General features: G+C 61.2%; 16 protein-coding genes. 11 read left to right on the top strand and 5 right to left on the bottom strand.

Going from position 1 to position 19,278, the window contains the following annotated elements; all coding sequences use genetic code 11:
• Positions 1 to 97: 97 nt before the first annotated feature.
• The 3 genes from ACF6ZU_RS12405 to aspA form a co-directional block, all read right to left on the bottom strand.
• Positions 98 to 1,102 carry an asparaginase gene (locus ACF6ZU_RS12405; RefSeq protein ID WP_392892766.1) on the bottom strand — a complete coding sequence of 335 codons (1,005 nt, stop codon included), beginning with the start codon at positions 1,100 to 1,102 and terminating at the stop codon, positions 98 to 100.
• A 149-nt stretch (positions 1,103 to 1,251) separates the two neighbouring features.
• Positions 1,252 to 2,703 (bottom strand): alanine/glycine:cation symporter family protein, encoded by a 1,452-nt coding sequence (locus ACF6ZU_RS12400; RefSeq protein ID WP_392892764.1) that lies wholly within the window; start codon positions 2,701 to 2,703, stop codon positions 1,252 to 1,254.
• Between the two features lie 497 nt (positions 2,704 to 3,200).
• Entirely contained in the window at positions 3,201 to 4,625 is a 1,425-nt protein-coding gene (aspA, locus tag ACF6ZU_RS12395; protein ID WP_392892762.1) for an aspartate ammonia-lyase, read from the bottom strand.
• A gap of 180 nt (positions 4,626 to 4,805) precedes the next feature.
• On the opposite strand from aspA, the gene ACF6ZU_RS12390 reads away from it, so the two are divergent.
• The 5 genes from ACF6ZU_RS12390 to ACF6ZU_RS12370 all read left to right on the top strand — a co-directional run bounded on the left by ACF6ZU_RS12390 (position 4,806) and on the right by ACF6ZU_RS12370 (position 8,780).
• A complete protein-coding gene (locus tag ACF6ZU_RS12390) occupies positions 4,806 to 5,723 on the top strand; it encodes a LysR substrate-binding domain-containing protein (RefSeq protein WP_392892760.1) in 918 nt (305 codons plus the stop codon).
• Positions 5,724 to 6,054: 331 nt separating this feature from the next.
• Complete coding sequence (gene purE / locus ACF6ZU_RS12385) at positions 6,055 to 6,546, top strand: 5-(carboxyamino)imidazole ribonucleotide mutase (RefSeq protein ID WP_008030713.1); 492 nt, start codon at positions 6,055 to 6,057, stop codon at positions 6,544 to 6,546.
• Positions 6,547 to 6,557: 11 nt separating this feature from the next.
• Positions 6,558 to 7,640, top strand: coding sequence for a 5-(carboxyamino)imidazole ribonucleotide synthase (locus tag ACF6ZU_RS12380; RefSeq protein WP_059403824.1), 1,083 nt, complete (start codon positions 6,558 to 6,560; stop codon positions 7,638 to 7,640).
• 270 nt (positions 7,641 to 7,910) lie between these two features.
• Positions 7,911 to 8,156 (top strand): GlsB/YeaQ/YmgE family stress response membrane protein, encoded by a 246-nt coding sequence (locus ACF6ZU_RS12375; RefSeq protein ID WP_008030708.1) that lies wholly within the window; start codon positions 7,911 to 7,913, stop codon positions 8,154 to 8,156.
• A gap of 87 nt (positions 8,157 to 8,243) precedes the next feature.
• On the top strand, positions 8,244 to 8,780 hold the full coding sequence (locus ACF6ZU_RS12370) for a DUF3299 domain-containing protein (RefSeq protein ID WP_392892758.1): 537 nt from the start codon (positions 8,244 to 8,246) through the stop codon (positions 8,778 to 8,780).
• A gap of 113 nt (positions 8,781 to 8,893) precedes the next feature.
• Here the strand turns inward: ACF6ZU_RS12370 and ACF6ZU_RS12365 are convergent, their stop codons facing one another.
• The gene (locus ACF6ZU_RS12365; RefSeq protein ID WP_392892756.1) at positions 8,894 to 9,793 is read right to left on the bottom strand and encodes a D-hexose-6-phosphate mutarotase; all 900 of its coding nucleotides are present in this window, start codon (positions 9,791 to 9,793) and stop codon (positions 8,894 to 8,896) included.
• Between the two features lie 57 nt (positions 9,794 to 9,850).
• Positions 9,851 to 10,255, bottom strand: coding sequence for an acyl-CoA thioesterase (locus ACF6ZU_RS12360; protein ID WP_007896491.1), 405 nt, complete (start codon positions 10,253 to 10,255; stop codon positions 9,851 to 9,853).
• A gap of 360 nt (positions 10,256 to 10,615) precedes the next feature.
• Between ACF6ZU_RS12360 and ACF6ZU_RS12355 the strand changes: the two genes are divergently transcribed.
• The 6 genes from ACF6ZU_RS12355 (at position 10,616) to phoU (ending at position 19,126) form a co-directional block, all read left to right on the top strand.
• Complete coding sequence (locus ACF6ZU_RS12355) at positions 10,616 to 11,914, top strand: MFS transporter (protein WP_392892753.1); 1,299 nt, start codon at positions 10,616 to 10,618, stop codon at positions 11,912 to 11,914.
• 210 nt (positions 11,915 to 12,124) lie between these two features.
• Positions 12,125 to 13,126, top strand: coding sequence for a phosphate ABC transporter substrate-binding protein PstS (locus ACF6ZU_RS12350; RefSeq protein ID WP_214379900.1), 1,002 nt, complete (start codon positions 12,125 to 12,127; stop codon positions 13,124 to 13,126).
• 468 nt (positions 13,127 to 13,594) lie between these two features.
• A complete protein-coding gene (locus tag ACF6ZU_RS12345; protein WP_392893792.1) occupies positions 13,595 to 15,628 on the top strand; it encodes an ABC transporter permease subunit in 2,034 nt (677 codons plus the stop codon).
• Between the two features lie 15 nt (positions 15,629 to 15,643).
• The gene (gene pstA, locus ACF6ZU_RS12340; protein ID WP_392892750.1) at positions 15,644 to 17,314 is read left to right on the top strand and encodes a phosphate ABC transporter permease PstA; all 1,671 of its coding nucleotides are present in this window, start codon (positions 15,644 to 15,646) and stop codon (positions 17,312 to 17,314) included.
• 145 nt (positions 17,315 to 17,459) lie between these two features.
• Complete coding sequence (gene pstB, locus ACF6ZU_RS12335; RefSeq protein ID WP_224541637.1) at positions 17,460 to 18,293, top strand: phosphate ABC transporter ATP-binding protein PstB; 834 nt, start codon at positions 17,460 to 17,462, stop codon at positions 18,291 to 18,293.
• Positions 18,294 to 18,364: 71 nt separating this feature from the next.
• Positions 18,365 to 19,126 (top strand): phosphate signaling complex protein PhoU, encoded by a 762-nt coding sequence (gene phoU, locus ACF6ZU_RS12330; protein ID WP_008150055.1) that lies wholly within the window; start codon positions 18,365 to 18,367, stop codon positions 19,124 to 19,126.
• Positions 19,127 to 19,278: the final 152 nt, after the last annotated feature.

The following is a 19,278-nucleotide window of genomic DNA, read 5'->3' as shown; positions in this document are numbered from 1 at the left end:
ATGGAGGTTGCCCGAGGACCCGCCTCGGGTTTTTCCATGCTAGGGAGCTGTCAGCCAGGGAAGGTGGTAATTAATTACCACCTCGATGTTTGCAGAATCAGCTCAATTCGCCGCACACATCCAGTTCGACCAAGCGACGCACTTCGGCGGGATTCAGCCCGGCACCCAACAGCGCATGCAACTTGCCGAATGCAGCCTCACGGGTCATGCCGCCGCCAGAAAGCACGCCCGCACCACGCAGCCGACTCCCCGCCTCGTAGACATCCAGCTCGACACCGCCCTCGTGGCATTGCGTCACGGCTACCACGACCACTCCCGTGTCCCGCGCCTGCTCCAGACTGGCGAGGAATTCCGGGTTGTCGCTCGGCCCGGTACCGCTGCCGTAGCACTCCAGCACCAGGCCCTGAATGCCGCTATTGAGCAGGCCATCCAGAACCCCGGCGCGGATGCCGGGAAACAGCGGCAGCACCGCGACGTTCGCCAGTTGCTTGCTTTGGTTGTAGTTCAGCGCCGCGGGCAGTGCTGTCGCCTTCGCTCCGCCGCCTTGACGCTCCAGGCGTTTGAACGGGTGGCGTCCGAAGCTGCGCACTTTCGCGCAGCGGGTCGGGTCCAGCATTTCGCCGTGGAAGTACAGATGCACACCCGGTGCCAGGCCCTGGCCCAAGGCAACCAGCGCACCGCCGAGGTTTTCCCAGGCATCGCTGTCGGTCACGCCGGCCGGCAGCATCGAGCCGGTGAAGCACACGCGAGCTTGCAGGCCGAGCAACTGGAAACTCATGGCGGCGGCGCTGTAGGCCAGGGTGTCGGTGCCGTGCAGGATCAGCACACTGTCGCAGCCTTGCACGTCGACGGCATCGACCACCGCTTCACGCAGTTGCTGCCAGTAAGTCGGGGTCATGTTGGCGCTGTCGATCAGCGGCGACATCTCGCGAAAACGCCACTGCGGCACCACGAGTTCAGGCTGGCTGTCCAGGTAGTCGCGCATCCGCGCTTCGAAACCGGAGGCCGGGGCCAGGCCGTTGGCGCTGGCTTGCATGCCGATGGTGCCGCCGGTGTAGAGCACCATGACGTGCTGGGCGGCAGGGTAAGTAGAGGAATTCATGGAGACTCTCCGAGAGCAATGACGTCCCCCTTGTAGGAGCGAGACCGGCTTGCCGGCGATGAGGGCGTGTCAGGCGGCACTAATGCTGGCTGATAGACCGCTATCGCGAGCAGGCTCGCTCCTACAGGGGTTTTGCGCACTTTAACCGATCAGCGTTGCGCTGCGGGTACGCCTTGCGGCTCGGCTTCAGCCTTTGGCGCGACCGCTGGCGGATTGGCCGGCCAGGCGTTCAGGTCGAGGTCCAGGTCCGGGAACTTGCTCGAATCGAACACCGGCGTCTTGATCCCGGCAGCACGCTGGTCATCGTAGTCACGCAAGATGCGCATGCCGACCTTGAACAGCAGGAACAGCGCGATCAGGTTGACGAACGCCAGCAGGGTCATGGTGATGTCGGCAAACGCGAACACCGTGCCGAGGTTTTCGATGGCACCCCAAAAGATCAACACCAGAACCAGCGCGCGATAGCCGATCAGCGCCTTGCGGTTTTCACCGATCAGGAAGCGCAGGTTGCTCTCGCCCAGGTAGTAGTTGTAGAGGATCGAGGTGAACACGAACAACGCCAGCGCCACGGAGATGAACATCCGGCCCCAGTCACCGACCACGGCGGCCAGGGAGTTTTGGGTCAGGGCAATGCCATCGCCTTCGAAACCCGGGGTGTAGAAACCCGAGAGCAGGATCAGCAACGCGGTGCAGGTGCAGATCACGAAGGTGTCGAGGAACACGCTGAACGCCTGGACCACGCCTTGCGCCACCGGGTGCTCGACCGCCGCGACCGCCGCCACGTTCGGCGCGCTGCCCAAACCGGCTTCGTTGGCGAACACGCCACGCTTCACGCCCATCACGATGGCGCTGCCGATCAGGCCGCCGAAAGCTTGATCCAGGCCGAACGCGCTTTTGACGATGGTCATCAGCATCGCCGGTACGTGGTCGAATTGCAGCACGATCACGTAGATGGTCACGCCGATGTACACCAGGGTTTTCACCGGCACCAGCAGGTCGGCGACCTTGGCGATGCGCTTGATCCCGCCGATGAACACCAGGCCCAGCAACACGGCCAGGGCCAGACCGGTCCAGGTGGTGTCGAGGCCGAAGGCGTTGTTCAGCGAGTGGGTCACGGCGTGGGATTGCAGGCCGTTGAACGCGAACCCGAAGGTCACCAGCAACAGGAACGCCATGATCATGCCCAGCCAGCGTTTCTGCAGGCCGTGCTGGATGTAGTAAGACGGGCCGCCACGGTACGTGCCGTCGGCGTCGGCGCGTTTGTAGAGCTGGCCGAGGGAGCATTCGAAGAAGCTGCTGGACATGCCGACCAGCGCGGTCACCCACATCCAGAACACCGCACCGGGGCCGCCGAGGGTCACGGCGATGCCGACACCGGCGATGTTGCCCGCGCCGACACGGCCGGCGAGGCTGAGCATCAGGGCCTGGAACGAGCTGAGCTGCCCGGCGCTGCTTTTGAGGCTGTCGCGGAACACCGCGAACATGTGGAAGAAGTGACGCAGTTGAACGAAACGCGAGCGGATCGTGAAGTAGCTACCGAGCCCGACAATGAGCACGATCAGTACTTTCCCTGAGAGGAAGTCGTTAATGACTTCGAGCATGGATTATTCCTCGCTGTTTTTTGTGTAGGCAGGGTCGGAAACATCGCGTTACACCGCTGTGCGCACGGCACAACAGGCGAGGCGAATGTTCGTCCCGGTTTCATCTGGCGGGTTTGTTATTAGTTCGGGTTTCACATGGGTTTGGGCCTCGTTACCGACGACCGCCCACGCGAAGAGGGGCGGCACTATACGGATGAAAGTGCCGTCCGTCTGCACGGTTGTGGTGCATTCGGTGAAACGAAGCCTTTGAAACACCCGGCGTTACCGGCGCCGGGTTCTTGCAGGAGCGAGCCTGCTCGCGAAAAACGCAAAGACACCACGGGGCATCAGATTCATCGCGTTATCGTTAACGAACTTCGCGAGCAGGCTCGCTCCTACAGGTTTTGCAGTGCTGCTGATAAAAAAAAGGGCCTGGGGAATAAATCCCCAAGCCCTCAAAAGGTGAGAGGTGTCTAGTCCCTCGACCTGGTGAGCGGTGCTACAAGTAACGCGTCGGTTCAGGCTTTCAGCGGAACCAGACGTGGAGCAATCATGTTTTCCGGGCGCAGGATGTCGGCGAGCATTTCTTCGTCGAGCAAGCCTTCTTCGCGCACCAGTTCCAGCACACCGCGGCCGCTTTCGAGGGCGATACGGGCGATGCGGGTGGCGTTTTCATAGCCGATGTACGGGTTCAGCGCGGTGACCAGGCCGATCGAGTGTTCGACCAGTTCACGGCAGCGGGCTTCGTTGGCGGTGATGCCGACGATGCAGTGCTCACGCAGCATGTCCATGGCGCGTTGCAGCAGACGGATCGAGTCGAAGATCTTGAAGGCGATCAGCGGCTCCATCACGTTCAGTTGCAGCTGGCCGCCTTCGGCCGCGATGGTCAGTGCGAGGTCGTTGCCGATGATCTGGAACGCCACCTGGTTCACGGCTTCCGGAATCACCGGGTTGACCTTGCCGGGCATGATCGAGCTGCCTGGCTGACGCGCTGGCAGGTTGATCTCGTTGATGCCGGTGCGCGGACCACTGGACAGCAGGCGCAAGTCGTTGCAGATCTTCGACAGCTTGACCGCGGTGCGCTTGAGCATGCCGGAGAACAGCACGAAGGCACCCATGTCGGACGTTGCTTCGATCAGGTCGGCGGCTGGCACCAGCGGTTGACCGCTGATCAGGGCCAGGCGCTGAACGGCCAGGTGCTGGTAGCGCGGGTCGGCGTTGATGCCGGTGCCGATTGCAGTACCGCCCAGGTTCACTTCGGTCAGCAGTTCTGGTGCCAGTGTTTTCAGGCGTGCCAGGTCTTCGCCCAGAGTGGTGGCGAAGGCGCGGAATTCCTGGCCGAGGGTCATCGGCACGGCGTCTTGCAGCTGGGTACGGCCCATCTTCAGGACGTGGCTGAACTCTTCACCCTTGGCGGCGAACGACTGGATCAAGCTGTCGAGGCTGGCCAGCAGGGCGTCGTGACCCAGCAGCAGACCCAGGCGGATCGCGGTCGGGTAGGCGTCGTTGGTCGACTGCGCCATGTTCACGTCGTTGTTCGGGTGCAGGTATTGGTATTCGCCCTTCTGGTGGCCCATGGCCTCCAGCGCGATATTGGCGATGACTTCGTTGGCATTCATGTTGGTCGATGTGCCAGCGCCGCCTTGAATCATGTCCACCACGAACTCTTCGTGGAAATCGCCGCGGATCAATCGTGCACAGGCTTCGCTGATGGCAGCGTGCTTGGCTTCGCTCAGGTGACCCAACTCGCGGTTGGCGTCAGCGGCGGCCTGTTTGACCATCGCGAGGCCGACAACCAGCTTCGGGTAATGCGAAATCGGAACGCCGGAGAGACGGAAGTTGTTCACCGCTCGCAGGGTCTGGATGCCGTAATACGCTTGAGCCGGTACTTCGAGTACGCCAAGCAGGTCTTTTTCTGTGCGGAATGATGCAGCGGAGGACATGATAGAAATCATCTCGATATGGACCCGGTCTGTGCCGGAACACTGCAAATGCTAGGCTTGTGGAGAATTTTGGGCCAATGCTGTTAAACACTGGCCTATGCACATTCGGCATAATGCCCGTGTGACGCCGTGTTCACGGCGAGCGTGTGACCTAATTTGGTGCGTGTCCGGGAGGACGTGATGAATCTGGAAAGTAAATGGCTTGAGGACTTCAGCGCTCTGGCCGCCACCCGCAGCTTCTCCCAGGCTGCGGAACGCCGCTTCGTGACCCAGCCGGCGTTCAGCCGGCGAATCCGCAGCCTGGAAGCCGCGCTGGGGCTGCAACTGGTCAACCGTTCGCGCACGCCGGTCGAGCTGACCGCGGCGGGGCAGTTGTTTCTGGTGACCGCGCGCACCGTGGTCGAGCAACTCGGCGAAGTGCTGCGCCATCTTCATCATCTGGAAGGCGGGCAGGGCGAAGTGATGCAGGTCGCGGCAGCTCACTCGTTGGCGTTGGGTTTCTTTCCGCGCTGGATCGCGCAGCTGCGCAATGAAGGCTTGAACATCGCCACGCGGCTGGTGGCGACCAACGTTGGTGACGCGGTGCATGCGTTGCGCGAAGGCGGTTGCGATCTGATGCTGGCGTTCTACGACCCGGACGCGGCGATGCAGATGGACCCGGAAATCTTCCCGTCGCTGCACCTTGGGCACACCGAAATGTTGCCGGTGTGCGCAGCGGATGCCGACGGCAAGCCGCTGTTCGATCTGGAAGGCGAAGCCAGCGTCCCGTTGCTCGCCTACAGCGCCGGCGCCTTTCTCGGGCGTTCGGTGAACGGCTTGCTGCGCCAGCGCGCGCTGCGGTTTACCACGGTGTATGAAACCGCCATGGCCGACAGCCTGAAAAGCATGGCGCTGGAAGGGCTGGGTATTGCCTGGGTGCCGCAGCTGAGTGTGCGTGCCGAGCTGGCCCGCGGTGAACTGGTGGTCTGCGGCGGCCCGCAATGGCATGTGCCGCTGGAGATTCGTCTGTACCGCTGCGCGCTGGTGCGCAAGGCGAATGTGCGGTTGCTGTGGCGCAAACTCGAAGGCGGCGCCGCGCAAGGTACGATGGGTTCCTGAGCCTTGTGAAGATCCACTGTGGGAGCGAGCCTGCTCGCGAAAGCGTTGGGTCAGTCGACGTTAATGTTGCCTGATACACGATCTTCGCGAGCAGGCTCGCTCCCACAGGGGATTTGCGGTGTATCACGTTGACCTTTAAGTCAATAAAACCGGGGTTTTGCGCCGTATGACAGATGGTCGCATCGGGGGCTGTTTATCTGCTTCATTGAGGTATACTGCGCGGCCTTCGGCCGGTTCGTCCGGCCATTTTTCGTACAATCAAGCCACGCATTTTGCGTGGCTTGTTGTTTTTTGACGCGCCTGCGGGCGCCCAGAGAGAAGAGGCACGACGATGAGTGCACTGGTTGGCGTGATCATGGGCTCCAAGTCCGATTGGTCCACCCTTAGCCACACCGCCGATATGCTGGAAAAGCTCGGCATTCCTTACGAGGTGAAAGTGGTCTCTGCCCACCGCACCCCGGACCTGCTATTCCAGTACGCCGAAGAGGCGGAGGCGCGTGGCATCGAGGTGATCATCGCCGGTGCCGGTGGCGCAGCCCACTTGCCTGGCATGTGTGCGGCCAAGACCCACCTGCCGGTGCTGGGCGTGCCGGTGCAGTCGGCGATGCTTTCTGGCGTCGACTCGCTGCTCTCGATCGTGCAGATGCCGGCGGGCATTCCGGTCGCCACCCTGGCCATCGGCAAGGCGGGCGCGATCAACGCCGCGCTGCTGTCGGCGAGCATCCTGGGCGCCAAGCACCCGCAGTTCCATGAAGTGCTGAAAACCTTCCGTGCTGAGCAGACAGACAGCGTCCTGGACAATCCAGACCCACGCATTGCCTGAGGTTGTTGACGATGAAGATCGGTGTAATCGGTGGCGGCCAGTTGGGTCGCATGTTGGCGCTGGCGGGTACTCCGCTGGGCATGAACTTCGCTTTCCTGGATCCCGCGCCGGATGCTTGCGCAGCCGCGTTGGGCGAGCACCTGCGGGCCGATTACGGCGATCAGGATCATCTGCGCCAGCTGGCCGATGAAGTCGATCTGGTGACCTTCGAGTTCGAGAGCGTCCCGGCTGAAACCGTGGCGTTCCTGTCGCAATTCGTCCCGGTCTACCCGAGTGCCGAAGCCCTGCGCATCGCCCGTGACCGCTGGTTCGAGAAGAGCATGTTCAAGGACCTGGGGATTCCAACCCCGGCGTTCGCCGACATCCAGTCGCAAGCCGATCTCGACGCTGCCGTGGCCTCCATCGGCCTGCCGGCCGTGCTGAAAACCCGCACCCTGGGTTACGACGGCAAGGGCCAGAAAGTCCTGCGCACCGCTGAAGACGTGGTCGGTACCTTCGCCGAGCTGGGCAGCGTGGCCTGCCTGCTGGAAGGCTTCGTGCCGTTCACCGGCGAAGTGTCGCTGATCGCCGTGCGCGCTCGCGATGGCGAAACCAGGTTCTACCCGCTGGTGCACAACACCCACGACAGCGGCATCCTCAAGCTGTCCGTGGCCAGCACCGATCACCCGTTGCAGGCCCTGGCCGAAGACTATTCCAGCCGTGTGCTCAAGCAGCTGAATTATGTTGGCGTGATGGCGTTCGAGTTCTTTGAAGTCGACGGCGGCCTTAAGGCCAACGAAATCGCCCCGCGCGTGCACAACTCCGGGCACTGGACCACCGAAGGCGCCGAGTGCAGCCAGTTCGAAAACCACCTGCGAGCCGTAGCCGGTTTGCCGCTGGGCTCGACGGCCAAGGTCGGCGAGAGCGCGATGCTCAACTTCATCGGTAAAGTGCCGGAGACCGAGAAGGTCCTGGCCATCGCCGATTGCCATCTGCATCACTACGGCAAGGCGTTCAAGGTCGGCCGCAAGGTCGGTCACGCCAACCTGCGTTGCGCGGATCGCGAAACGCTGGCGGCTCAGATCCTCAAGGTCGAAGCCCTCATCGCCGAGTAAACAGTTTCATGTGGCAGCGGCGGAACCATTCAGGGGCCGCCGTTCTCTCATGGCAGGATGCGAAAGTCTGACTAGGCTTCTGCAAGGTGTCCTGTCTCACCAATACTGTTCCTTTTTGACGGCGTCTGTTGCCATCATGCTGCGTTGCCGCTCCTCGCCATAGCGCGCTATGACTCGTCGCGGCGCCTTGCCTGACGACAACAGCCACTCGTCAAAAGAGGAACATTATTGGTGAGACAGGACACAGCCATTCAATCAGAGGGAAATGCCATGGGAATTATCGGAACCATCTTTATCGGCTTGATCGTCGGCCTGCTGGCTCGGTTCCTGAAACCGGGCGATGACAGCATGGGCTGGATCATGACCATCCTGCTCGGTATCGGCGGTTCGCTGGCGGCCACCTACGGCGGTCAGGCCCTGGGCATCTACCAAGCGGGCCAGGGCGCGGGCTTCATCGGTGCGCTGGTCGGCGCCGTGGTGCTGCTGGTGATCTACGGCTTGATCAAAAAGAACTGATCCAGGCGACAAAGTCCTCTCGGCTGCGCAGTCCGGGAGGACTAGAATGCTCGGCGACTTATCGTCCTTCCTTTACCGAGCACTTCCATGCGCCGTCTTCTGTTGACTGTTCTTTTTCTGAGTACGGGCCTTGCCCACGCCGGCGAACTGCCGGAAACCGACTGGCTCGAACTGATGCCCAAGTCGGACCAGAAAGCCCTCGAGGCCATGCCCGAAATCGACCACAACTCCCCCGAAGCCAATGGCACCTTTACCGAAAAGGGTGGCATGAAGCAGAGCAAGGGCTTGCCGGCGGTGATGTACTCGACCAAAACCGTGCCGTCGATGAACGACAAGAACATTCGCATCGGTGGTTACCCGGTGCCGCTGGAGTCCGACGCGAAGGGCCGCAGCACGCTGTTCTTCCTCGTGCCGTACCCGGGCGCCTGCATCCACGTGCCGCCACCGCCGCCCAACCAGCTGGTGCTGGTGCGTTATCCGCAAGGCTTGAAGCTGAACGATATCTACACGCCGCTGTGGGTGACCGGCACGCTGAAGATCGAGAAGGTCAACAATGACCTGGCCGACGCGGCGTATGCGCTGGATGCGGCGAAAGTGCGGGTGGTCAAGGAATCTGACTTGTAGGCGATCAAATGTAGGAGTGAGCCTGCTCGCGATAGCGGTATTTCACTCAACATGGATGTTGAATGTGATGACCTCATCGCGAGCAGGCTCGCTCCTACATTGGGTATCTGGTATTAGAGGGATTTGCTGGCAATGCTCACGCCCAGGGTATGGCTGGCTCCCGGCGCCAGCGTCACCACATCGCCCATCACATTCGCTGTCTCGATGCACAGCATGCGTTGCCAGCCATCGTCGGCCATGTCGCTGAACGCCGCTGCGCGATCGATCCACGGGTTCCAGATCACCGCCGTGCGCGAACCGCTGCTGGTCAGCTCGATGCGCCGTTCCCAGGCCGGGTCGACGATACTCAGCTTCGCCGGAGTATCGAGGTAGATGCGATCCGTCTCGCCGGTAAAACTCAGGTCGCCGGACTGAGTAACGGTTTTCCAGTCATCCAGCGTCTCGATGTACTTCAGGCCATCCAGCCCCTCAACGTGCACATTGCGCACATCGCTGACGGCGAAATAGCTGTGCAGCGCCTGGCTGAGGGTGACTTCGTCGGTGCCTTGGTTGTGGCTGGTCAGGCTGATGTGCAGTTGCTCATCCAGACGAATGCTCAGCTTCAGATCCACCTGGTGCGGCCAGCCCGGAAAGCCGCCTTCAGGGTAGGGCAGGACGAATTCCACCTTCAGGCTTTCGCCTTCGGTCTCAATGCCGTCGAGCACCCAGTCCGTCGTTCGCACAAATCCGTGGGCGGTCGGCGGTTCCTGGCTGACGCGCATCGCCTGAACGCTCGGCGGGTTGCGCGAAAAGTTGCCGAACCACGGCCAGCACACCGGCACACCGGCGCGGATGCCTTTGCCGGCCTTGAACACCGCTTCGTCGTTGAGCCAGATCAGCGGCGGCTGGCCGGCCAGCTGATAACTGAGGATGTGCGCGCCTTGCTGGGCGACCAGCAATTCGGCCTGACCGTGGCGGATGCGCCAGCAGTTCAGTTCATCCAGTTTCACGGCTTCAACGTTGGGCGTGCTCATGGGGCAACTCTCGATCAGGAACAATGACTGCTATGGACCGCAAAACGCCCGCCGTGTTTAACGCGCGCGGGGCGGAACCGAACGGGTGCGACCGCTGCCGTCGATGGCCACGAACACAAACACCGCTTCCGTCACTTTACGCCACTCGCTGGACAGCGGATCGTCGCTCCAGACCTCGACCATCATCTGGATCGAGCTGCGACCGATTTCCAGTGCCTGGGTATAAAAGGAGAGCTGGGCGCCCACCGCCACCGGCACGAGGAAGGCCATGCGGTCGATCGCCACGGTGGCGACACGGCCGCCCGCGACCTTGCTGGCCATTGCGGTGCCAGCCAAATCCATTTGCGCCACCAGCCAGCCGCCGAAGATATCCCCGAAGCCGTTGGTTTCACGCGGAAGCGCGGTGATTTGCAGGGCCAGGTCGCCTTGCGGGATTGGATCTTCTTGTTCGAGCTCTATCATGCCGGGGGTGCCTCTGACCCGTGACTCTTCATAGGTGTTGCGGGTGAATAGCCGTCTCGGAAAAACGATTCAGCCCCGAACATACTACGTTCGTCACGTTTTTCGTAAGGCGCCTAAAGGGAAACTCTGCGAAATCGACTGGTAGGCCAGCAGCGTCTTCGCACAGCAACCCTTTCAAACTGTTGCAAGATCGCGAGTATATCGGTCGGTAGACTCCGAGACGACCGTCCGGTTCTCATTTTGACCGTCAAATACGCGCCTCTATGTGCTTTTTCGAACAATTTGCTATCGTGCGGGCCTGCCCAAGCCTCCGCCAGCGTTGTTGGGGTTGCAGATTCGACTATAAGAGAAGCCCTTGCCATGACCCCAGCGCCCTCGAGCATCGCGCAGCCGACCCAGCCCGCACGTCCGTTGACCCGCAATGACTACAAGACTCTATCGCTGTCCGCACTCGGCGGCGCGCTGGAGTTCTACGACTTCATCATCTTCGTGTTCTTCGCCACGGTAGTAGGCAAGCTGTTCTTCCCGGCCGACATGCCCGAGTGGCTGCGGCTGATGCAGACGTTCGGCATCTTCGCCGCCGGCTACCTCGCCCGCCCGTTGGGCGGCATCGTGATGGCACACTTCGGCGACCTGCTGGGTCGCAAGAAAATGTTCACCCTGAGCATCTTCATGATGGCGGTGCCGACCCTGATCATGGGCCTGCTGCCGACCTACGCGCAGATCGGCATGTGGGCGCCAATCCTGTTGCTGCTGATGCGGGTGATCCAGGGCGCGGCCATTGGCGGTGAAGTGCCTGGCGCCTGGGTCTTCGTTTCCGAACACGTGCCGCAGCGGCACATCGGCTACGCCTGCGGCACGCTGACCAGCGGTCTGACGGCCGGCATCCTCCTGGGTTCGCTGGTCGCCACCGCGATCAACAGCATTTATACCCCGGTGGAAGTGTCCGATTACGCCTGGCGGATCCCGTTCCTGCTCGGTGGCGTGTTCGGCCTGTTCTCGGTTTACCTGCGCCGCTGGCTGCACGAGACGCCGGTCTTTGCCGAGCTGCAACTGCGCAAGGCCCTGGCCGAAGAAGTGCCGCTACGCGCGGTGTTGCGCGACCATCGCGGCGCGATCGCGATCTCCATGCTGCTGACCTGGCTGCTGTCGGCCGGCATCATCGTGGTCATCCTGATGACGCCGACCGTGCTGCAAACCATTTATCACTTCACACCGACCACCGCGTTGCAGGCCAACAGCCTGGCGATCGTGTTCCTGAGCCTGGGCTGCGTGGCTTCCGGCGCATTGGCTGACCGCTTTGGCGCGGGCCGGGTGTTCGTGTTCGGCAGTGCCGCGCTGCTGATCAGTTCGTGGACCTTCTATCACAGCCTGTTCAATCACCCGGACTGGCTGTTCCCGATGTACGCGCTGACCGGTCTGCTGGTCGGCACCATCGGTGCGGTGCCGTACGTGATGGTCAAAGCCTTCCCGGCGGTGGTGCGTTTCAGCGGGTTGTCGTTCTCCTACAACCTGGCCTACGCGATTTTCGGTGGCCTGACGCCGATGGTGGTGACCTTGCTGCTGAAGGAAAGCCCGATGGGGCCGGCGTATTACGTGGCGATCATCTGCGGGGTCGGGATTGTTGTGGGCGGTTATCTCTGGAAGAAAGGGCGCTAATTCAGGCCTCATCGCCAGCAAGCTGGCTCCTACAGTTGATTGTTGCCTTTGTAGGAGCCGGCTTGCCGGCGATGAACGATAACGCGAAATCCCGTTGAAACCCGCAATGGTGGCCTTTCATCCAATTGTCATATTTCAGCCATAGAGTGTTCACACGGCCTCCTGATACTTGGCCCCGACTTAACACACCCTATCTGCTAGGAGTAAGGCATGAAACTGAAGCGTTTGATGGCGGCAATGACTTTTGTCGCTGCTGGCGTTGCGACTGCCAACGCGTTCGCCGCTGTTGACCCGTCGATCCCGAGCTACACCAAGACCACTGGTGTGTCGGGCAACCTGTCCAGCGTCGGCTCCGATACCCTGGCCAACCTCATGACCCTCTGGGCTGAGAACTACAAAAAAGAATACCCGAACGTAAACATCCAGATTCAGGCCGCTGGCTCCGCCACCGCGCCACCTGCGTTGACTGAAGGCACCTCCAACCTGGGCCCGATGAGCCGCAAGATGAAGGACACCGAACTGGCTGCCTTCGAGCAGAAGTACGGCTACAAGCCAACCGCTATCCCGGTTGCCGTGGACGCCCTGGCTGTCTTCGTTCACAAAGACAACCCGATCCAGCACCTGACCATGGAACAAGTCGACGCGATCTTCTCGTCCACTCGTCTGTGCGGCGCTAAAACCGACGTGAAAACCTGGGGCGACCTGGGTGTGACCGGCGACCTGGCCAACAAGCCAGTCCAGCTGTTCGGTCGTAACTCGGTATCCGGCACTTACGGCTACTTCAAAGAAGAAGCCCTGTGCAAAGGCGACTACAAGCCAAACGTCAACGAACAACCAGGTTCGGCTTCGGTCGTGCAGTCGATCAGCTCCTCGCTGAACGGCATCGGTTACTCGGGCATCGGCTACAAGACCGCTAGCGTGAAGACTGTTGCCCTGGCCAAGAAAGGCAGCACTGACTTCATCGAAGACACCGAAGAAAACGCCCTGAACGGCAAGTACCCGCTGTCGCGTTTCCTCTACGTTTACGTCAACAAGGCCCCGAACAAGCCTCTGGCCCCGCTGGAAGCCGAGTTCGTGAAACTGGTTCTGTCGAAACAGGGCCAGGAAGTGGTAGTGAAAGACGGCTACATCCCACTGCCGGCCAAGGTTGCTGCAAAAGCACTGGCTGACCTGGGTCTGGCGGAAGGCGGCGCTGAAGTCGCAAAAAAGTAAAACCCTAGGCCCGGGGTAAACCCCGGACCTGTGTAGGAGCCGGCTTGCTGGCGATGGTCGTCCATCCAACAGAGGATGCGTCGGATGTACCATTTTTCGCCAGCAAGCCGGCTCCTACATCCCCAAATTTTTGATCCACTGCCAGTTCTCACTCGCGGTGGATTTGCTGCGTCACTGCATTGTCATCTTTCTGTCATACAGGATCGCTAGGGTGTGCGCATGAATGATCTGGCCAATTCCACCATGACTACTAATCCCCCCAAGCGAATTGATTTCAATACGCCTGAGCTGCAACGCAAGCGCCGCATCCGCGCGCTTAAAGATCGCCTGACCCGCTGGTACGTCCTCGTTGGCGGCCTTGCCGTTCTCGGCGCGATCACGCTGATCTTCTTCTTCCTGGCCTACGTCGTCGCGCCCCTGTTCCAGGGTGCAAGCCTGACAGCCAAGGACGCCATCACCCCGGCCTGGATTCAGGACGCCGGCAAGCCGCTGATGATCTCCCTGGAAGAGCAGAACCAGGTCGCCATGCGCGTTTCCGATAAAGGACAGGCGCTGTTCTTCGACATCGACAGTGGCGCTGAACTCAAGCGCGTCGATCTGCCGATCCCGGCCGGCACCACCGTGACCTCCATCGGTGAAGACCAGCCCGGTCACCCGCTGGTGGCGGTGGGCCTGTCCAACGGTCAGGCGCTGGTGTTCCGTCACACTTATAAAGTCAGCTACCCCGACGGCAAGAAAACCATCTCGCCTGCCATTGAATACCCGTACGGCGAAACCCCGGTTGCGCTGAACGAGGCGGGCGGTGCGCTGGAGCACGTCAGCCTCAACGCCACCGATTCGACCCTGATGCTGGTCGGCTCCACCGGTTCGCAACTCAATGTCCTGTCGCTGACCAGCGAAGAGAACATGATGACCGGCGAAATCACCAGCGAGCAGAAGCGCATCGACCTGCCGCAGATGACCGAGCCGGTGAAGAACATCTTCGTCGACCCGCGCCAGCAGTGGCTGTACGTAATCAATGGTCGCGCCCAGGCCGACGTGTTCAGCCTGCGCGACAAGAGTCTCAACGGTCGCTACAAGCTGCTCGAAAACGGCGACGCCGAAATCACTGCCAGCACCCAGCTGGTGGGCGGTATCTCGCTGATCCTCGGCGATTCCAAGGGTGGCCTGGCCCAGTGGTTCATGGCCCGCGACCCGGATGGCGAACTGCGCCTGAAGCAGATCCGCACGTTCCAGATGGGCACCACGCCCATCGTTGAAATCACCGCTGAAGAGCGCCGCAAAGGTTTCATCGCCCTCGACGCTTCCGGCAAGCTCGGCGTGTTCCACAGCACCGCGCACCGCACCTTGCTGGTGGATCAGGTCGTGGAAGGCCAGGGCCTGTTCGGTCTGTCGCCACGGGCCAACCGCGTGATCGTCGAGGCGGGCGGCAAGATTCAACCGCTGCTGCTCGACAACCCGCACCCGGAAGTCTCGTGGAGCGCGCTGTGGAGCAAGGTCTGGTACGAGAACTACGACGAGCCTAAATACGTCTGGCAGTCGACTGCGGCCAACACCGACTTCGAACCCAAGCTGAGCTTGTCCCCGCTGACCTTCGGCACCCTGAAAGCCGCGTTCTACGCCATGCTGCTGGCCGCACCACTGGCCGTCGCTGCGGCGATCTACACCGCGTACTTCATGGCACCGGGCATGCGCCGCAAGGTCAAGCCGGTGATCGAACTGATGGAAGCGATGCCGACGGTGATCCTCGGCTTCTTCGCCGGTCTGTTCCTCGCACCTTATGTAGAAGGGCATTTGCCGGGCATCTTCAGCCTGCTGATGCTCTTGCCGATCGGCATCCTGGTGGCCGGTTTTGTCTTCAGTCGCCTGCCTGAGCCGATCCGCCTGAGAGTGCCGGACGGTTGGGAAAGCGCGATTCTGATCCCGGTGATCCTGTTCGTGGGCTGGTTCTCGCTGTACATGAGCCCGTACATGGAAACCTGGTTCTTCGGCGGCGACATGCGCATGTGGATCTCCCACGACCTGGGCATCACCTATGACCAGCGCAACGCACTGGTGGTCGGTCTGGCCATGGGCTTCGCGGTCATCCCGAACATCTACTCCATCGCCGAAGACGCCGTGTTCAGCGTGCCTCGCGGTTTGACCCTCGGGTCCCTGGCGCTCGGTGCCACGCCGTGGCAGACCATGACGCGCGTGGTGATCCTCACCGCCAGCCCGGGCATCTTCTCGGCGCTGATGATCGGCATGGGCCGCGCGGTTGGTGAAACCATGATCGTGCTGATGGCCACCGGCAACACCCCGGTCATGGAAATGAACCTGTTCGAAGGTCTGCGAACGCTGGCCGCCAACGTCGCGGTGGAAATGCCCGAATCGGAAGTCGGCGGCAGCCACTACCGCGTGCTGTTCCTCTCGGCGCTGGTGCTGCTGTTGTTCACCTTCGTCATGAACACCCTCGCGGAACTGATTCGTCAGCGTCTGCGCAAGAAATACTCGTCGCTTTAAGAAAGGTAGAAGTCTGTGAAACAGAACTCCCTGAATGGATGGTTCAAGAGCGGCGCCCCCGGCGTCTGGATCAGCGGTGGCGCGGTGTCCATCGCGGTCATCATGACCATTGGCCTGCTGGCAGTGATTGCCGTACGCGGTCTGGGTCACTTCTGGCCGGCGGATTTGATTCACGCCAGCTACGACGTACCGGGCCAGGCCAATCACCTGGTCATCGGCGAAGTGGTACAGAAGGAAGAAGTGCCCCGCGAGCGCCTGAAAAGCGCGGGCCTGCCGGTGCCCGATCAGGGCCCGGAGTTCATGACCCGCGAGCTGATCAAGGTCGGCAACCGTGACTTGAATGGCAACGACTTCACCTGGATCGTCGGCGAGTGGCTGACCAACCAGAAAACCCCGCCTGAGCTGATGGCTATCGAGCGTCGTGAGTGGGGCAATTTCTACGGCTACCTGGTCAACGTCAAACAGGACGGCAAGGTCATCGCTGAAGGCGAGGCCGCGTGGCCTGAGCTGCAGGCCCGTGTCGCCCGGGTCAACCAGCTCGCCGCGCAGCTCAAGAGCCTGGAAAAAGTCGACATCGGCGCGATCAACTCCGGCCTCGAACGCATCCGTCTGCACGGTCGCAAACTGGAACTGGCCGGCAAGCTCGATGCCACCGCGCAAGCGGACATGGAATCCGAGCGCGCCGAGCTGAATGCCCGCTATCAGGACATCGAAGCACGCCTGAACGACCTGCACGCCCAATTCAATCGCGACAGCCTGACGGCCCGCGATGCCAACGGCAAAGAGATTGAAATCGGCATCGGCAAGGTGGTTCACGCCTACCAGCCGAACGCCATGGGCACACTGACCAAGATCGGTTTCTACTTCAGCAAGGTCTGGGAATTCCTCAGCGACGACCCACGTGAAGCGAACACTGAAGGCGGGATTTTCCCGGCCATCTTCGGCACCGTGATGATGACGCTGATCATGGCGATGATCGTGACGCCGTTCGGTGTACTGGCGGCGGTTTACCTGCGGGAATACGCCAAGCAGAACGCGCTGACGCGGATCATCCGTATCGCGGTGAACAACCTGGCGGGTGTTCCGGCGATCGTGTACGGCGTGTTCGGTCTGGGCTTCTTCGTTTACGTGCTGGGCGGTTCGGTCGACCGGTTGTTCTTCCCTGAAGCGCTGCCGGCTCCGACCTTCGGTACGCCGGGTCTGCTCTGGGCTTCGTTGACCCTGGCGTTGCTGGCAGTGCCGGTGGTGATCGTGGCCACCGAAGAAGGCCTGGCGCGGATTCCTCGCACCGTGCGTGAAGGCTCGTTGGCCCTCGGCGCGACCAAGGCTGAAACCTTGTGGAAGATCGTGCTGCCGATGGCCAGCCCGGCGATGATGACCGGGATGATCCTCGCGGTGGCTCGCGCCGCCGGTGAAGTGGCGCCGCTGATGCTGGTGGGTGTGGTGAAACTGGCGCCGTCGCTGCCGCTGGACGGCAACTACCCATACCTGCACCTGGACCAGAAGATCATGCACCTGGGCTTCCATATTTATGACGTCGGCTTCCAGAGCCCGAACGTCGAAGCCGCACGACCGCTGGTGTACGCCACGGCGCTGCTGCTGGTGCTGGTGATCGCGACACTGAACCTGTCGGCCGTTTACATCCGTAACCACCTGCGCGAGAAGTACAAAGCGCTGGATAGCTGATTGATGCAGCACTGATTTCTCTGTGGGAGCGAGCCTGCTCGCGATGGCATCACCGCGGTTTCAGATTTGAACCGCGTCGACCGTATCGCGAGCAGGCTCGCTCCCACAAAAACCGAACCGAATTTGTCAGCACAGGGAGCTTCCCATGCAGCACGAAACACATACCCACGGCATCAACATGTCTGCCCTGGGCCGAGACAAACAGAGCCTGAACCTGGCGCAGGAAACCGTGGCCATCGAAGTGCCGGGGCTGAGCCTGTTCTACGGCGAAAAACAAGCGCTGTACGACGTCAGCATGAACATCCCGAAACAGCGCGTGACCGCCTTCATCGGCCCGTCCGGCTGCGGCAAGTCCACGCTGCTGCGCACCTTCAACCGCATGAACGACCTGGTCGACGGCTGCCGCGTAGAAGGTGAAATCAACCTCTACGGCAATAACATCTACCGCAAGGGCGAAGACGTGGCCGAGCTGCGTCGTCGCGTCGGCATGGTGTTCCAGAAGCCGAACCCGTTCCCGAAAACCATCTACGAAAACGTGGTCTACGGCCTGCGCATCCAGGGCATCAACAAGAAGCGCGTTCTCGACGAAGCCGTCGAGTGGGCGTTGAAAGGCGCGGCGCTGTGGGACGAAGTCAAAGACCGTCTGCATGAATCGGCCCTCGGCCTGTCCGGTGGTCAACAGCAACGTCTGGTGATCGCGCGCACCATCGCCGTGGAACCGGAAGTGCTGCTGCTCGACGAACCGTGCTCGGCACTCGATCCGATCTCGACGCTGAAAGTCGAAGAGCTGATCTACGAACTGAAATCGAAGTTCACCATCGTCATCGTGACCCACAACATGCAACAGGCCGCGCGGGTTTCCGACTACACGGCGTTCATGTACATGGGCAAGCTGGTGGAATTCGGCGACACCGACACCCTGTTCACCAATCCGGCGAAGAAGCAGACCGAAGACTACATCACCGGTCGTTACGGCTAGGAAGCTGTGGTTGCTCACTGAACTGACGCTGCGGCCCACCGCACTTTACCGGACGCTCCAAGGACGCCAACATGATTAGTAAAGAAGGCCTTACCCATCACATTTCCGCGCAGTTCAACGCCGAACTGGAAGAAGTGCGCAGCCACCTGCTGGCCATGGGCGGGCTGGTCGAGAAGCAGGTCAACGACGCGGTCACCGCGCTGATCGAGGCCGACTCCGGCCTGGCCCAGCAGGTTCGCGAGATCGACGACCAGATCAACCAGATGGAACGCAACATCGACGAAGAATGCCTGCGCATTCTGGCCCGTCGACAGCCGGCGGCGTCCGACTTGCGTCTGATCATCAGCATTTCCAAGTCGGTGATCGACCTTGAGCGCATCGGCGACGAAGCGACCAAGATCGCCCGTCGCGCCATCCAGCTGTGCGAGGAAGGTGAAGCGCCGCGCGGTTACGTCGAGGTGCGCCACATCGGCGACCAGGTGCGCAACATGGTGCGTGATGCCCTGGACGCGTTTGCCCGCTTCGACGCCGACCTGGCGTTGTCGGTGGCGCAGTACGACAAGATCATCGACCGCGAATACAAGACCGCACTGCGTGAACTGGCGACCTACATGATGGAAGACCCGCGCTCTATCTCGCGGGTTCTGAGCATTATCTGGGTCCTGCGTTCGCTGGAGCGCATCGGCGACCACGCGCGCAATATCTCGGAGCTGGTGATTTACCTGGTGCGCGGCACGGACGTGCGTCACCTCGGTCTCAAGCGCATGAAAGAAGAAGTTGAAGGAACAAGTGGCGAAACCGCTAATGTTCCGGGCAAAGCTGACGATAAGTAAGACTGCCCAAGAAAAACGCCCGGTCCTTTGGCCGGGCGTTTTTGTGTGTGGTTTTAGAGGCTGGACGCAGCACCCGCGAACGAAAAGTCCCGGCGTGACTGAAGGTTTTTGGCAATGTGCCATCAGCAAAACGGTATGCTTGCCGGGATATT

Source organism: Pseudomonas migulae, assembly GCF_043225285.1.
GTDB classification, from domain to species: domain Bacteria; phylum Pseudomonadota; class Gammaproteobacteria; order Pseudomonadales; family Pseudomonadaceae; genus Aquipseudomonas; species Aquipseudomonas migulae_C.
The sequence above is the reverse complement of the archived record's forward strand: the minus strand, read 5'-3'. Positions and strand labels throughout refer to the sequence as shown.

Excerpts from the sequence above, each read along its gene's own strand:
- ACF6ZU_RS12380 (WP_059403824.1), top strand. The coding sequence starts at position 6,558 with ATGAAGATCGGTGTAATCGGTGGCGGCCAGTTGGGTCGCATGTTGGCG.
- ACF6ZU_RS12355 (WP_392892753.1), top strand. The coding sequence starts at position 10,616 with ATGACCCCAGCGCCCTCGAGCATCGCGCAGCCGACCCAGCCCGCACGT.
- ACF6ZU_RS12405 (WP_392892766.1), bottom strand. The coding sequence starts at position 1,102 with ATGAATTCCTCTACTTACCCTGCCGCCCAGCACGTCATGGTGCTCTAC.
- phoU (WP_008150055.1), top strand. The coding sequence starts at position 18,365 with ATGATTAGTAAAGAAGGCCTTACCCATCACATTTCCGCGCAGTTCAAC.
- ACF6ZU_RS12360 (WP_007896491.1), bottom strand. The coding sequence starts at position 10,255 with ATGATAGAGCTCGAACAAGAAGATCCAATCCCGCAAGGCGACCTGGCC.
- pstB (WP_224541637.1), top strand. The coding sequence starts at position 17,460 with ATGCAGCACGAAACACATACCCACGGCATCAACATGTCTGCCCTGGGC.
- ACF6ZU_RS12400 (WP_392892764.1), bottom strand. The coding sequence starts at position 2,703 with ATGCTCGAAGTCATTAACGACTTCCTCTCAGGGAAAGTACTGATCGTG.
- ACF6ZU_RS12365 (WP_392892756.1), bottom strand. The coding sequence starts at position 9,793 with ATGAGCACGCCCAACGTTGAAGCCGTGAAACTGGATGAACTGAACTGC.
- ACF6ZU_RS12350 (WP_214379900.1), top strand. The coding sequence starts at position 12,125 with ATGAAACTGAAGCGTTTGATGGCGGCAATGACTTTTGTCGCTGCTGGC.
- purE (WP_008030713.1), top strand. The coding sequence starts at position 6,055 with ATGAGTGCACTGGTTGGCGTGATCATGGGCTCCAAGTCCGATTGGTCC.
- ACF6ZU_RS12375 (WP_008030708.1), top strand. The coding sequence starts at position 7,911 with ATGGGAATTATCGGAACCATCTTTATCGGCTTGATCGTCGGCCTGCTG.
- ACF6ZU_RS12390 (WP_392892760.1), top strand. The coding sequence starts at position 4,806 with ATGAATCTGGAAAGTAAATGGCTTGAGGACTTCAGCGCTCTGGCCGCC.
- aspA (WP_392892762.1), bottom strand. The coding sequence starts at position 4,625 with ATGTCCTCCGCTGCATCATTCCGCACAGAAAAAGACCTGCTTGGCGTA.
- ACF6ZU_RS12370 (WP_392892758.1), top strand. The coding sequence starts at position 8,244 with ATGCGCCGTCTTCTGTTGACTGTTCTTTTTCTGAGTACGGGCCTTGCC.